The 12,824-nt window shown below is 59.2% G+C and carries 14 protein-coding genes; 10 read left to right on the top strand and 4 right to left on the bottom strand.

The window, feature by feature from the left end:
* The first annotated feature begins 128 nt into the window (after positions 1-128).
* The 6 genes from dusA to ACP7EG_RS18515 all read left to right on the top strand — a co-directional run bounded on the left by dusA (position 129) and on the right by ACP7EG_RS18515 (position 5,492).
* Complete coding sequence (gene dusA, locus ACP7EG_RS18540; protein WP_426088832.1) at positions 129-1,079, top strand: tRNA dihydrouridine(20/20a) synthase DusA; 951 nt, start codon at positions 129-131, stop codon at positions 1,077-1,079.
* Positions 1,079-1,543 (top strand): hypothetical protein, encoded by a 465-nt coding sequence (locus ACP7EG_RS18535; protein WP_426088798.1) that lies wholly within the window; start codon positions 1,079-1,081, stop codon positions 1,541-1,543. Before dusA ends, ACP7EG_RS18535 begins: the two co-directional genes overlap by 1 nt.
* 534 nt (positions 1,544-2,077) lie before the next feature.
* On the top strand, positions 2,078-3,817 hold the full coding sequence (locus ACP7EG_RS18530) for a methyl-accepting chemotaxis protein (RefSeq protein ID WP_426088831.1): 1,740 nt from the start codon (positions 2,078-2,080) through the stop codon (positions 3,815-3,817).
* Between the two features lie 60 nt (positions 3,818-3,877).
* Positions 3,878-4,225, top strand: a complete 348-nt coding sequence (locus tag ACP7EG_RS18525) for an energy transducer TonB (RefSeq protein ID WP_426088797.1) — start codon at positions 3,878-3,880, stop codon at positions 4,223-4,225.
* Between the two features lie 167 nt (positions 4,226-4,392).
* Positions 4,393-4,965, top strand: coding sequence for a hypothetical protein (locus ACP7EG_RS18520; RefSeq protein WP_426088796.1), 573 nt, complete (start codon positions 4,393-4,395; stop codon positions 4,963-4,965).
* 143 nt (positions 4,966-5,108) lie between these two features.
* Positions 5,109-5,492 carry a hypothetical protein gene (locus ACP7EG_RS18515; RefSeq protein WP_426088795.1) on the top strand — a complete coding sequence of 128 codons (384 nt, stop codon included), beginning with the start codon at positions 5,109-5,111 and terminating at the stop codon, positions 5,490-5,492.
* Positions 5,493-5,819: 327 nt separating this feature from the next.
* Here the strand turns inward: ACP7EG_RS18515 and ACP7EG_RS18510 are convergent, their stop codons facing one another.
* From ACP7EG_RS18510 to ACP7EG_RS18500, 3 genes are all read right to left on the bottom strand, one after another.
* Complete coding sequence (locus ACP7EG_RS18510) at positions 5,820-6,269, bottom strand: hypothetical protein (RefSeq protein ID WP_071079168.1); 450 nt, start codon at positions 6,267-6,269, stop codon at positions 5,820-5,822.
* Positions 6,270-6,524: 255 nt separating this feature from the next.
* Entirely contained in the window at positions 6,525-6,677 is a 153-nt protein-coding gene (locus tag ACP7EG_RS18505; RefSeq protein ID WP_426088794.1) for an FxDxF family PEP-CTERM protein, read from the bottom strand.
* Between the two features lie 256 nt (positions 6,678-6,933).
* Positions 6,934-9,048 carry a TonB-dependent receptor family protein gene (locus ACP7EG_RS18500; protein WP_426088793.1) on the bottom strand — a complete coding sequence of 705 codons (2,115 nt, stop codon included), beginning with the start codon at positions 9,046-9,048 and terminating at the stop codon, positions 6,934-6,936.
* A gap of 287 nt (positions 9,049-9,335) precedes the next feature.
* On the opposite strand from ACP7EG_RS18500, the gene ACP7EG_RS18495 reads away from it, so the two are divergent.
* Positions 9,336-9,785: a response regulator gene (locus tag ACP7EG_RS18495; RefSeq protein ID WP_426088792.1), complete on the top strand. Its 450-nt coding sequence runs from the start codon at positions 9,336-9,338 to the stop codon at positions 9,783-9,785.
* A gap of 7 nt (positions 9,786-9,792) precedes the next feature.
* On the opposite strand, the gene ACP7EG_RS18490 is transcribed toward ACP7EG_RS18495, so the two are convergent.
* Positions 9,793-11,007 (bottom strand): hypothetical protein, encoded by a 1,215-nt coding sequence (locus ACP7EG_RS18490; RefSeq protein ID WP_426088791.1) that lies wholly within the window; start codon positions 11,005-11,007, stop codon positions 9,793-9,795.
* 538 nt (positions 11,008-11,545) lie between these two features.
* Between ACP7EG_RS18490 and ACP7EG_RS18485 the strand changes: the two genes are divergently transcribed.
* From ACP7EG_RS18485 to tnpB, 3 genes are all read left to right on the top strand, one after another.
* Positions 11,546-11,953 (top strand): hypothetical protein, encoded by a 408-nt coding sequence (locus ACP7EG_RS18485; RefSeq protein WP_426088790.1) that lies wholly within the window; start codon positions 11,546-11,548, stop codon positions 11,951-11,953.
* 87 nt (positions 11,954-12,040) lie between these two features.
* A complete protein-coding gene (tnpA, locus tag ACP7EG_RS18480) occupies positions 12,041-12,466 on the top strand; it encodes an IS66-like element accessory protein TnpA (RefSeq protein ID WP_244556237.1) in 426 nt (141 codons plus the stop codon).
* Positions 12,463-12,810, top strand: a complete 348-nt coding sequence (gene tnpB / locus ACP7EG_RS18475; RefSeq protein ID WP_076567847.1) for an IS66 family insertion sequence element accessory protein TnpB — start codon at positions 12,463-12,465, stop codon at positions 12,808-12,810. Before tnpA ends, tnpB begins: the two co-directional genes overlap by 4 nt.
* Positions 12,811-12,824 lie beyond the last annotated feature (14 nt).

Here is a 12,824-nt window from a genome sequence, read left to right as displayed (position 1 = left end):
ACCCGCTGTGCTTGCATAACCTTGCGGTGATGCGACGCAGCGGGTTTGCCGTTCTGGATTCCCTTTTTTGTAGCGAGCGTATTGTGACCGTCCCAACCCTGCCTTCCCGCCGCCTGTCCGTTGCCCCCATGATGGACTGGAGCGACCGCCACTGCCGCAAGTTCCACCGCGAAATCACACGCCACACCTGGCTCTACACCGAGATGGTGACCACGGGCGCGCTGGTGTACGGCGACGTGGAACGCCACTTGCGCTTCAACGAGGAAGAGCATCCGGTGGCGCTGCAGCTGGGCGGCAGCGACCCGAAGGACCTGGCCACCAGCGCCAAGCTGGGCCAGCAATGGGGCTATGACGAAATCAACCTCAATTGCGGCTGCCCGTCCGAGCGCGTGCAGAAGGGCGCGTTTGGCGCCTGTCTGATGGCCGAGCCGCAACTGGTGGCCGACTGCGTGAAAGCCATGCGCGACGTGGTCGATATCGACGTCACGGTGAAGCACCGCATCGGCATCGACGACAGCGAGTCGTACGACTTCGTGCGCGATTTCGTCGGCACCGTGGCCGATGCCGGTTGCAAGACGTTTATCGTGCATGCGCGCAATGCCATCCTGAAAGGCTTGAGCCCGAAGGAAAACCGCGAAGTGCCGCCCCTCAAGTATGACTATGCCTACCGCTTGAAGCGCGAGTTTCCCCAGTTCGAGTTCATTATCAATGGCGGCATCAAGACCCTGGACGAGATCGACCTGCATCTGCAGCACCTCGATGGCGTGATGCTGGGCCGCGAGGCGTATCACAATCCGTACGTGATGGCGCAGTTCGACCAGCGCTACTACGGCGACGACACGCCCGTGAAAACGCGCGAACAGGTGCTTGAAGCGATGATTCCGTATATTAGCGCGCAGCTGGAAAAGGAAGCGGGGCGGCTGAAGCTCAACAGCATCACGCGCCACATGCTGGGCTTGATGCAAAACCTGCCTGGCGCGCGCGGTTTCCGCCAGACCCTGTCCGATTCGAAGAAGCTGGCCTCGGGCGACCCGCGCCTGCTGCTGGAAGCGGCGGCGCGCCTGTCTCTGCCCGCCTGATGCGCGGCGACGTCCACGCCCATGCGCAGCAGTTGCATGGCTACCTGCAGGCCGTCACAGCATTGAAGGATGATGGCAGCCTGTTTCTGTGCGAGTATCTGGGGTCCGTCGCGCCGCAGGCATCGCTCGACGCGCTGTGCCGCACGCTGAAGTTGCTGCCGGACGGCATGCGCCTGCAGCCGATCGAGAGCATGGTATGTAGCGGCGCCTTGTGCACGCCGCGCCAGTGGCTGCTCGAGCGCTTGCTGCCGATGAGCGAGGCGGACCGCGCGCCGCTTGACGCCCGTTTATATGATGGTTTCGAGGCCGAACTGGCCGAACTGTTCGGTAGCGAGCCGCACTGGTATCAACTGGTATCATCGGGCCAGCGCAGCCTGGCCAGTCAATTGGGCGCCATCTGGAGCGTCTTTGTCTTTGGCACAGAGTGTCACGCCTATGTGATGCGTTGCAGCTGGGACCGCTAATCCAACTTGTCTATACCGGTGCCCTTGCGCACTGGTATTGTCCGCACTACCCCCTCCTCTGAGTACCTCTCCAAAAACGATGCAATATGGCTACGCCATGTGTTGTAAATGCGCTGTTTCGGCGCACGCCCGCTCTGTCGTGGGGCATTTCTATGGGGCAAGAAACGGCGTTGTTGCCATTTCCCCGAAGAAAGTTAATCAGGCATTTATTCAGGTACTTATTGCTTGCTTTGAGGCAAAATTTACACCTATAATTGATTATAGACAAATATTTCTCATATGAATTTTTGATGTTGATTTCATATTAACGGTGTCAACAATTCAGTCTGTGGAACAAATTTGCATTCGCAGTCACTGGCGTTTTCAGGGCTGTTGTAGACCAGGAAGTACCCCAGGCTGCGTGCGGCCGGATACCGCCAGCATACCAATGGGTAAGGGCGGATACCGGTGTCTCGCGGCCTTCGTCTTGTCGTGCCGGGCAAAAATTCTTATCAATAGTTTCATTTACGAAGAGCCGAAATGAATTTAGCAAAAATGAAGGTTGGTACCCGCCTGGGCCTGGGATTCGCCCTGGTACTGGTTCTGCTGGTGGCCGTGACCGTCCTCGGCATCGCGCGCATGGCGCAAATCCAGGAACGTCTCGATCACGTGATCAATGTCAACAATGTCGTCACCCGCCTGGTGATCGACATGCGTGGCAACGTCAGCGACCGCATCACCTCGCTGCGCATCCTTACCCTGATGACCGACGCGAGCGATATGGAGCCGGAAATGGCGCGTATCAAGACGCAGACCAGCACCTATCAGGAAACGCAGAAAAAGCTCGAAGAGAAATTCGCCGTCGAGTCGACTGCCGAAGAAAAAACCTTGCTCGCTTCGATCAAGGAATACGAGGCGGCCGCCATGCCGGCCATCGCCAAGGCGTCGGCACTGTGGATGGCCAACGATGCGGAAGGCGCCACGCGCGTGATGATCAAGGAAATCCGCCCGGTACAGAAAAAATGGATGGATGCGCTGGAGCAACTGGCCACCCTGGAAGACAAGTTGAACGAGCAGATGCAATCGGATGCCCGCAAGGCGTTCGACAGTGCGCGCCTGTTCATGATCATCCTCGGCGTACTGGCCGTGGCGATGGGCGTGGCGGCGGCACTGGTGATCACCCGCGGCCTGCTGAAACAGCTGGGCGGCGAGCCTGACTACACGGCATCGATCGCCGGCAGCATCGCCAATGGCGACCTGTCGATCGGCATTCACACCGAGCCGTCCGATACGTCCAGCCTGCTGGCGGAAATGAAGGAAATGCGCAACAGCCTGGTAGGCATCGTCGGCCAGGTACGCGTCGGCACGGAAACCATCGGCACGGCGTCGCGCGAGATCGCCGCCGGCAATATCGACTTGTCGTCGCGTACGGAAATGCAGGCCAGTGCGCTGGAAAAAACGGCATCGGCCATGGAAGAGCTGACTTCGACCGTGAAACAGAATGCGGACAATGCGCGCGAAGCCAACAAGCTGGCCGCCACCGCCTCGGACGTGGCCCTGAAGGGCGGTTCCGTGGTGTCGCAAGTGGTTGACACCATGAGCTCGATCAATGAATCGGCGAAGAAAATTGTCGACATCATCGGCGTCATCGATGGCATCGCCTTCCAGACCAACATCCTGGCGCTGAACGCGGCCGTGGAAGCGGCACGTGCCGGCGAGCAAGGCCGCGGCTTTGCCGTGGTGGCCTCGGAAGTGCGCAACCTGGCCCAGCGCTCCGCTGGCGCCGCCAAGGAAATCAAGATCCTCATCGACGATTCGGCCGAGAAGACGGAACGTGGTACGCGACTGGTCGGTCAGGCTGGCGTAACGATGGGTGAAGTGGTCGACAGCGTGCGCCGCGTCACCGACATCATGAGCGAGATCGCCAGTGCCAGCCAGGAGCAAAGCGCCGGCATCGAACAGGTCAACCTGTCGATCATCGAGATGGATGGCATGACGCAGCAAAATGCGGCCCTGGTGGAACAGGCGGCCGCTGCGGCGCAAAGCTTGCAAGACCAGGCGGCCGAACTGGCCCACGTGGTCAGCATCTTCAAACTGGTCGAAGGCGAAGAGAAACCGGCAGCGTATGTGCCGGCACCCGTGGCCGCCGCACCAGTGGCCGCGCGCAAGCCGGCGCCGGCATTGCGTCCGGTCAAGTCGCTGACACGCAAGACGGAAGCGTCCGCTCCCGCAGCGGCTCCTGCGCCACGCAAGGCGGCAGGCGCCGGCAGCAATGACGAGTGGGAAGAGTTTTAAGCGCAGCCAACGGCGCACAGGAAATTGTAATTACCGTATCTGATAATCATGGGGAAGCACATGTTTGAGAATAAGCGTTTGATGAGTGTTGCAGCAGCCTTGCTGGTGTCCGTTTCTTCCGCCGCCTTCGCGGCCGAGGTGCCGGCGTCGTTCGATGCCAAGAACTGCAAGGCCGACTATCCAAAAGCGTCGCTGATGAACGAAGAGCAGGGCACCGTGACGATGTCCTTCCTGATCAATGCCGATGGCAGCGTTGCCGATTCGAAACTCGACAAGAGCAGCGGCTTCAAGAACCTGGACAAGGCCGCCATCAAGGCCCTGTCCGCGTGCAAGTTCAAGCCGGGCACCAAGGATGGCGCCGCAGCGCAAACCTGGACCAAGGTCGATTACGCCTGGAAGCTGGACTGATCCACGTAGCGCCGGGAGCGTCGCTCCCGGCATGGCCATTCCGCTACGGGCGGCGCCTGCAAGGGTGCCGCCCGTTCTGTTATGTGTGCCAGCCAACGGCACCGTCGCTGCCGATTCTGTTACCCTCGAAATATACCTTCGGGAAATCCCATCACAAGAGGCTTACCATGCAGCGCATCCTGACACTTTCCACCCTGGCCGCCAGCGGCTTGCTGCTTTCCGCTTGCGCAACGCTGGGCACGCCTGTGGGCTTGCAGGCGGGGCAGACCGTGGCCGTCGTGAATAGCCTGAGCTGGGACAATCCCCTGACGGGCAAGCGCGACGGCGTGCGCACCAGCTGGCCCATCAAGGATGGCAAGATTGCCCCTGAGTATTTTCCGCTGGCGCAATTGAAACAATGCGGTACGGACGGCAAGCCTTGCGCCTGGGGCGTGATGCGGGCGCAGCGCGGCGCGCCCACGCTGGCCTATGTGGACGGCGGGGTCGACCTGGCCGTGAGCGTATCGATCGACGTGGCGCGGCGCCAGGATGCGCGCCAGGGCGAGACGCAAACGGCGATGGCGATTCCGCAGGATGTGGCCGCGCTGGCGGGCAAGCAGCGCGTGCAGCCCAGCTGGAAATTGAAGTATGGCAAGGTCGAGCAAGTCGAACTCGATTACGGCGTGCGCTACCAGGTGTGCGTGCAACGCTACGATGCCGCCGGCAAGGTCATCGACACCTGCGCGATTCCGTTTATTTGAGGAAACACGCCGTCTGGCCCGCTTGTGGCCGCTTTGCCACATTTCATGTTGCGGCGTGCGTCGGCGTGTAACAATCGGTAAAAGCGCAGCAAAGCTCGGCGTAATTTCTTATAGTACTGATAGTACACATTAGGAGAATTGCGATGAAAACCCTGTTGGCAGTAATCTCGCTGGCCGCCTTGGGTGGCTGCGCCGTGGCGCCCCCCGGTCCCGCGTATTACGGTTCGCGCACGCCGCAGGGGGCCTACAATCCCTATGAATGGCATACGGTCTCGTCCGAGCCGGTGCAGTCGGGCCGCGTGATGAGCGCACCGCGCGTGGAATACACGAATGAGCCCGTCTACGTGCAGCAGCAGCCTGTGTACGTGCAGCAACCTGTGTATGTACCGGCACCCGTGTACGCGCCACAACCGTATTATTACAATCCACCCGTATCGATCGGGCTGGACTTCATGTTTGGTTTTGGACGCTACGGTGGACACCGGGGCGGCTGGGGCGGGCATGGCCGCTACCACGGCCGCCGCTAATCTTTTGCGCTTGCATGCAGGACAAAGCCGGACAAGCGTTGCTTGCCCGGCTTTGTCATTTTACTAGTGGAAATATACCGAACTCTGGTGCAGCACATCCGCCGAGCACAGGATATACATCGCCGCCGCTGCCAGACCTATTTGCAAGGCGCCAAAGCTGATCGGGATGAGGCGGGACATGTCGTACTCCTGAGTGGTGGGGAATGTGTGGTCAGGCTTTCATCATAGGTTGAGTCGATGCTCTGGGGCATCGGATGAATGTCCGCCGCGATGTAGGACAACACCTCGTGCCTGGCGCCCCGCCTCGCTCTCCCGCCTGAGGATTACTTAGCGGTTTTTCCAGCGCACCACCGGCTCTTCCGGCGCCGTGTCCGGCACGTTCGAGATCGCCAGCCAGTGCGTCAGGCGTTCCGGATGCTTGAGATTGATGCCCATGCCATCGATGATGCCGACCTGTTCCAGCATGCGTGCATCGATTTTCGCCTTTGACACCGTGGGCGCGCCCATGACCATGCGGTCATACGCCTTGCGCGCCTTGTGCTCCCACTTGTGCAGATTGCTTTCGTCGAAGCGGTTGGCTTCGAAATACACGGTCAGGGTGCCATCGAGGTTGCCGAAGCCGACGATGCCCGCGCCCTTGCGAATGGTGGTGGTGTTGTCGAGGTCAAATTCCGCGGTGGGCACGAAAATGCCGGCGCGGCCATCGATGTCGGGACGTCCCACGGGCGTATCCTTGCCGTAGGAGCTGGTTTCGGTAATGGGTTTCTCTGCAGACATGGTGCGTGTGTGGTGGCCGTACCGGGAGCGCAATCGGGCCCGGCAGCGCCAGTCATCCTGTTCAAAAAATGCGTGCTGATAATCAGGGCGGGGTAGGGGCCCTGGCGGTGCGATGCTTGGCATTGCTTGATGCCCCGCTATTGTAGCGCCAATTTAATTCTTCCTTGCAACATTTCCTGAGGTAAGGCACCCGTTTGCCCATGAAAAAGCCGCCCGGCCAGGTGGCGGAGCGGCTGTTGCCCAACGACCCTGGATTCAGGCGGCAGTCTTGCGGCGTGCCATGAAAACCAGCAAGCCCAGGCCCAGCAGCATCATGGCGTAGCTTTCCGGTTCCGGCACGGCGGCCATCACCGAGACATTGTCCAGGTAGGAACCATAGGCCGGTGCGGAGACCGGGCCGATACTCACGCCAAAAAACCAGGGCCGATTAAAATATTTGCAATTGTGAAATCATTTATGTCTGTAATGCAATTAATTTGTATGGCGAGGCAATTACTGCCGTGATGCAAGGCGAGCGCGACTTCGAACCTTCTTGCATGGCAGTATTTTTGTAACATCAGGGCGTAAAAAAACCTGCATCGTAACAACAATGATGCAGGTTTCTTTGAGGGTATGTGCGCCTGCGGCGGCATATCGATTCGATAGGCACTGCCGCATGCAGCGCTCAGAACGCCAGGCGGCCCTGCAGATAGACCATGCGCGGTGCGCCCACCAGCTTGCCCAGGTTGCCGTCCGAAGTGCGTGTGAAGTAGCGCTTGTCGGCGAGGTTGTTGACGCCGGCGACCAGCTCCAGGCCCTTCTGGCCCGGCACTTTCCATTTTACTTGCGTGTTCCAGGTGCGAAAGCCTGGGATGAGGCCCAAGTTGCCGGCCGGGTTTTCCGCCACGGTGTTGGCCTCGTCGGCGAACTGGCGGCTCTGGTGGCTGCTCGACAAATCGAAGCCCCAGGCGCCCAGCTGGTAGTGGGCGCCGACGGTGTCCGTGGTGCGCGAATAGAAGGGTACGTCATTGCCTGCGTTCACGCCATCCTGCAAGGTCGCCTTGGTGTAAGTGTAGGTGGCGTAGGCGTTCAAGCCGGCCAGCGGGCCGGATTGGTCGAAATGGTAATCGACGGCCGTTTCCAGGCCCCGGTGATGCGTGGCGCCCACGTTGTAGAAGACGGCGTTCTCGCCGCTGCCGACGGACTGGATCTGGTTGTCGAACTTGATGTTGAACAAGGTCGCTTCGGCCGACAGCTGACCACTCTTCCAGCGCGCGCCCAGCTCGGCTGTTTTCGCCAGTTCCGGCTGCAACGGGTTCTTGCTTGACTGCGAGTTCAGCTGCGTATTTTGCACGGCGCCAAACGAGCTGTTGTAATTGCTGAACAGGGTCACGTTGTTGCTCAGCAAGTAGGCCACGTTCAGCGAGGGCAAGGCCTTGTTGTTGAGCAACTCGATCTTCTGGTCGACCGGCAAGTGGTTGAAGCGTTCCGTTTTGATGTGCTCGTAGCGCACGCCGGGTGTGATGCGCCAGGCGCCGATGGCGATCTTGTCATCGATATACACGGCCTGTGCATCGGTCGAATTGTTGGCGAAGCGCGTCGGCTTTTGTTGCACGCCGCTGGCGATGACCACGTTGTAGATGGTTTCATCGGCCCGTTCGGCCAGGTAGCGGTAGCCGATGGTGACGTCCTGCGAAACCTTGCCGGTGGTAAAGCGCTGCGTGTAGCGCGGCTCGAGGGCCGTCGTTTCATAGTTGCGCGGCTGGTGGCCCAGGTTCTTTCCACTGATCAGCGTGCTTTCGCGCGAGCTCTTGTTGTAATAGGCGCGCACCTCGAATTCCTGCGTGCCGGACAGGGCATTCAGATAGCCGATGTCGAAGGCCTTGCGCTCGCCGCTCCAGAAGTCGGTCGGACGCGTGTTCTGGAACGGATCCGCCTTGTACTGGGCTGCCGTCAGGCCGCCCGGCGTGCGCGACGTCACGTCGTAGTAGGACAGCTTGGCGTACACCTCGGCCGTGGGGCTCAGGTCGTAGCGCAATTTCAGGGCGAAGTCGTTGACCTTCTCGTCGCTGCCGACGCGCCAGTCGCTGCCGCGGATGCCCGAGTACAGCACCGCCAGGCCCAGGCCGCTGTCGAGCTGGGTGCCGGCAAACACGCTGGCCTGCGTGTTGTGGCCCACTTCGCTGTAAGAGTTGTAGCGCACGCTGACATCGCCCGTGATGCCTGGCGTGGTGGGCACGCGGCGCGTCTTGAAGTTGATGATGCCGCCCACGTTTTGCGGACCGAAACGCACGGCGCCGCCGCCGCGCACCACGTCGACCGTTTCGACATTGGCCAGGCTGACGGGCGCGAACGACAGTTGCGGCTGGCCATACGGCGCCACCGACATCGGGATGCCGTCAAGTAACACCGTGCTGCGCGGCGAATAGCGTCCGGCCAGGCCGCGCACGCCGATATTCAGGGCGATGGCGCTGCCTGCGCTGCCCGAGTTGTCGCTGATCTGCACGCCGGGAATGCGGCGCATCACATCGCTGAGGCTGGTCGCGCCCGAGTTTTCGATGTCATCCTTTTGCACCACCGTGCGCGCGCCCGCGAAATTCTTCGTGCTGGCGGCCATGCTGGTGCCCAGCAGGTTGCTGCTGACCTGGATCGATTCCAGGATGGGGCCGGCGCTATCGGCTGTACTGGCGCTATTGGCATCCTGCGCCTGCGCGGCAAGGGAAGTGCCCAGGCAGGCGAGGGCGATGGCCAGCGCGCAGGGGCGCAGGGAAAACGGCAGTGTGGGAAGTGTGGCGGCCATGCATGGATCTCCGTAATGACAATGTTTGCGCGGGCAATCAGGCGGCGCGACAACAGCGTGGCGTGGACATCCGGCGCAAGGGGATAAGAATGATAATGATTCTCATTTTATTCGTCAATTGCGCAAACTGCGTAGGGCTGGCTTTCTCCGCGCGGGGTGGGGAAGTGTTGCTGGCGCGGTACAGCGGGGGGCCTGGATTGCTGCTTGGCAGCATTGCTGGGGTGCGACGGCATTGCGCGCGCTTCTTGTATACTGCCGTTTTTGCAGCCGTCAGACGTGAAGGTACAATGAGCCAGACAACTGAAACGACACCAGGCAGTTCCTCCGTGGAACGCCGCCAGGACGACCAGCCGGCAAGTGCTGCGCGCAAACTCAATCTGCTGGTGGTCGACGACAACCAGGAAGTGGGCGAATCGCTTGCCATGCTGCTCGAAGCGCTGGGCCACCACGCGGTGGTGGTGCGCAACTGGCAGATGGCCGTCGAGCAAGTCAAGCTGTGCGTGCCCGACGCCGTCTACCTCGACATCGAAATGCCCGGCATCAGCGGCATCGAAATCGGCCGCCGCCTGCACCACAATCCCGAGACGGCCAACGCCGTCCTGATCGCCGTCACCGGCCACAGCCTGCCCATGTACATGGACGACGCGCTGGCCGTGGGCTTCCGCCACTTCCTCGTCAAACCCGTGCGCCTGGAAGACCTGGCGACGACGGTGCAGTCGGTGCTGGCGGGTGTTTAAGGATGGACTAGAAATCCCGGCTCGCAGCCAATGATTTTCTCAACGATTTGAGTGTCTCTTTTTGTTGGCTGTAGAGCTTGCTCGGATCCAACAGCACTTCATCGATCAGTTTGCCGAGCAGTTTGCTCAATTTTATTTCGGTCTTTTCACCGTTCACCTCTGCGTGCTTGGTGATATGTTCAAGATGAATTTCTTGTTGGTGGAAAATATGCGGCGTGGTCGAGTCGGTACCAAAGAGACTTCCATGGGTTTGGGCATATAAACTAACTCTAGTCTCTTCGCGCGGTTCCACGTCAAAAATGAAGCCATACTCAATACGCATATACTTGCCGTGGCCATGGCCCAGTGCGTGACGCGCAAAGGCCATGATCCGGCCTCCATTTTTGACTGATTGGGACAGCCAGCTTTGACTGTCATCGTCTTCCTCAAAAGCCCTGTTCTCGTCTTTGGTGCTTGTCCGGTTCACTATCCGGAAATCAATAGTGGCAATTCTGGTGCCATTGGTAAATTCAGTGTCGTTGCTATTTTCGATGGCATTGTTCCACGCGCTTTTAAATTGGTGATCAAACGTGACGGCCAACAAGCGCATATTGGAAAGAAATTTGCTGAATTCTGCCGGGCCGTCAAGATTGTTCGCCAGCGTACCGGCATTGCCTCCACAAACCAGGCGCTTGAAAAAACCGATCAAATTTTTGTTATTTATATCTTGCATAACGTTTCCTTGTTCTTCGAGATAAGTGACCAGCATGGCTATCAGATCTGATTTGTCGCAATACGGCCGCAGTTCACGTGCCAGATCTCCCCACCTTCTGGTAATGCAACCAGTGGCGCAAAAAAGTTCGCGTGACAATATCAGCACCTTTCTGTCTGGGTGTTCATCCTTCCAAACAACGTAGTCTTCAAGTTGTGCGGGCTTGGCTTCGGTTTCCTTGAGGGGCTTGTCGTGATACTTGATTTCGATAAGAATAGCCGGGAAATTATCCTCGTCTTTTAAAAATATTGCGAGGTCTGCACGGCGAATTCCTTTACTTCCTCTAAAACTGTATTCCGTCTGGAAGCTTGCGCCTTTCAATGCTGTTCGGTTTATTTTGCATGCTTTCGCCACAAAGGCCAGTAGCGGCTCCGGTCTGCGACCTCCTATTTCATTTAAAATCAATGCTAGATAACGTCCGTGATTCTTGCTGTCGAACCATGATTGTATGCCTGTAAATAAGCTGCTCACGTCAGATGATCCGTTCTTTAGTGGTTAGGATGGCGAGTAAATGACAGCCTGTTAAGTTAGCTGAATTTTAGAGAAAATAAAAGCATATTTTCCAGCTAAACGAAATGAGATTGTCGATTGAATACTGTATTGCTTCTCAATGATAATGCTGGCACCTCTTTTTTTTCATTGATTGAGGTTTGCCATGAAGCACATGGTATGGAGGGCAATACAATGGCCGTGGTGGGAGGCAGTGTTATCGTTGGTAATTTTCTGCATGCAAGCGATATAAGTATTGTTGCGCCGTCGCTTGAGTGTATCGAGTCCCCCTCTTAGCACTCCATGCCGCTCACGGACGCGCCAAGGGCCGCAGCACGTTTGTCGGCTCTCCACATTATCTGTATGGCGGGACTCCGATGAGCTGGCTAACGGAGTAGTTGATTTCGCGGACGCACACGGCTGCGCCGTCATCGGCATCAAGCACTTTGCCAAGGGCGGCGCCGGGAAAGCACCGCAGGACCGGGTTATCGGCTCGCAGGCATTGGGCGCTCTGGCGCGCATGGTGCTGGTGACGGCAAAGGAGGAAGGCAGCAACCGGCGTGTGATGGCCAAGGCGAAGTCGAACATTACCCCAGATGATGGCGGCGTGGCCTACTCGCTCGACTTGGTGACGATTGCCGTCGGTATAGAGATGACGCACGCTGTTTGGGAAGGCATCATTGAGGGCACGGCGCGGGAGATTCTTGGAGATGTGAAGCACGCCGACAGCGAGGGCGGCGATGAGCGCCTGGATGTCGAGCAGTTCTTGCGCGGGCTGCTGGCGGATGGGCCGCTGCCGACACGGCAAATCAAAGCTGATGCGGACGGCGCTGGCTATGCCTGGGCGACTGTTCGCCGGGCACAAAAGTCCTTGGGCATCATGGTAATTAAAGGCGGGATGAAAGAAGGGTGGACCTGGCGGCTGTGAGCCGTAATTGCCGAAGGTGCTCAAGAAACGTAAGCGTCTTCCCAGCGCCGTCTGGACTGTCTGATCACCACCATTCATGATCGAATTTTGGCACAGCATTTGTGCCCACAAATTCTGATTATGGACACAAATTTTCAACCGATCACTTCCAAGAACGCGCGCGGTCATTATCGGCAGCACTCGTTGGAGTTCAAGCGCGCATTGGTGGCTCTGGCGCTGGAGCCGGGCATCTCCGTCGCTCGCATTGCACGCGAACACGGCGTCAACGCGAACCAGGTGTTCAGCTGGCGCCGCCTTTATCAACAAGGGCGCCTCGGCGTGCCTGCGTTGATGCGCGACGATGGCTTGTTGCCGGTGGTGCTGGCGCCGACGGCGCCTGCTCCAGGCAAGGCCTCGGCCGACGGCGACGCCATCGGCACGATCGTGCTTGAGCTGGGCCAGGTCCTGGTGCGAATCGATGGCCAGCCCAACCCGGCCGTCCTGGCGCAGGTGCTCGATCGGGTGCTGCGATGATCGGCCTACCAGCCGGCACCAAGGTGTGGCTGGCCGCTGGCACCACCGACATGCGCTCCGGCTTCAATGGGCTGGCGGCCAAAGTGCAAACGGCGCTGGAGGAAGATCCGTTCAGCGGCCACGTATTTGTGTTCCGGGGCCGGCGCGGCGACCTCATCAAATTATTGTGGTGGACCGGCGATGGTTTGTGCCTGCTGGCCAAGCGGCTTGAGCGCGGGCGCTTCATCTGGCCGCAGGCCAGCAACGGTTCGGTGGCGCTGACGCAGGCGCAGCTGTCGATGCTGCTTGAGGGCATAGACTGGCGGAGGCCGGAGCGGACCTGTAAACCAACGTCGGCCTTGTAAACGGTAGAAGCCTC

The organism is Janthinobacterium sp. PSPC1-1 (assembly GCF_049897625.1).
Lineage (GTDB): Bacteria > Pseudomonadota > Gammaproteobacteria > Burkholderiales > Burkholderiaceae_D > Janthinobacterium > Janthinobacterium tructae.
The sequence above is the reverse complement of the archived record's forward strand: the minus strand, read 5'-3'. Positions and strand labels throughout refer to the sequence as shown.

Coding starts and splice junctions, on each gene's coding strand:
- tnpB (WP_076567847.1), top strand. CDS start 12,463: ATGATCGGCCTACCAGCCGGCACCAAGGTGTGGCTGGCCGCTGGCACC.
- ACP7EG_RS18510 (WP_071079168.1), bottom strand. CDS start 6,269: ATGTCTGCAGAGAAACCCATTACCGAAACCAGCTCCTACGGCAAGGAT.
- ACP7EG_RS18485 (WP_426088790.1), top strand. CDS start 11,546: ATGGTGCTGGTGACGGCAAAGGAGGAAGGCAGCAACCGGCGTGTGATG.
- ACP7EG_RS18525 (WP_426088797.1), top strand. CDS start 3,878: ATGTTTGAGAATAAGCGTTTGATGAGTGTTGCAGCAGCCTTGCTGGTG.
- ACP7EG_RS18520 (WP_426088796.1), top strand. CDS start 4,393: ATGCAGCGCATCCTGACACTTTCCACCCTGGCCGCCAGCGGCTTGCTG.
- ACP7EG_RS18500 (WP_426088793.1), bottom strand. CDS start 9,048: ATGGCCGCCACACTTCCCACACTGCCGTTTTCCCTGCGCCCCTGCGCG.
- ACP7EG_RS18530 (WP_426088831.1), top strand. CDS start 2,078: ATGAAGGTTGGTACCCGCCTGGGCCTGGGATTCGCCCTGGTACTGGTT.
- ACP7EG_RS18495 (WP_426088792.1), top strand. CDS start 9,336: ATGAGCCAGACAACTGAAACGACACCAGGCAGTTCCTCCGTGGAACGC.
- dusA (WP_426088832.1), top strand. CDS start 129: ATGATGGACTGGAGCGACCGCCACTGCCGCAAGTTCCACCGCGAAATC.
- ACP7EG_RS18515 (WP_426088795.1), top strand. CDS start 5,109: ATGAAAACCCTGTTGGCAGTAATCTCGCTGGCCGCCTTGGGTGGCTGC.
- ACP7EG_RS18535 (WP_426088798.1), top strand. CDS start 1,079: ATGCGCGGCGACGTCCACGCCCATGCGCAGCAGTTGCATGGCTACCTG.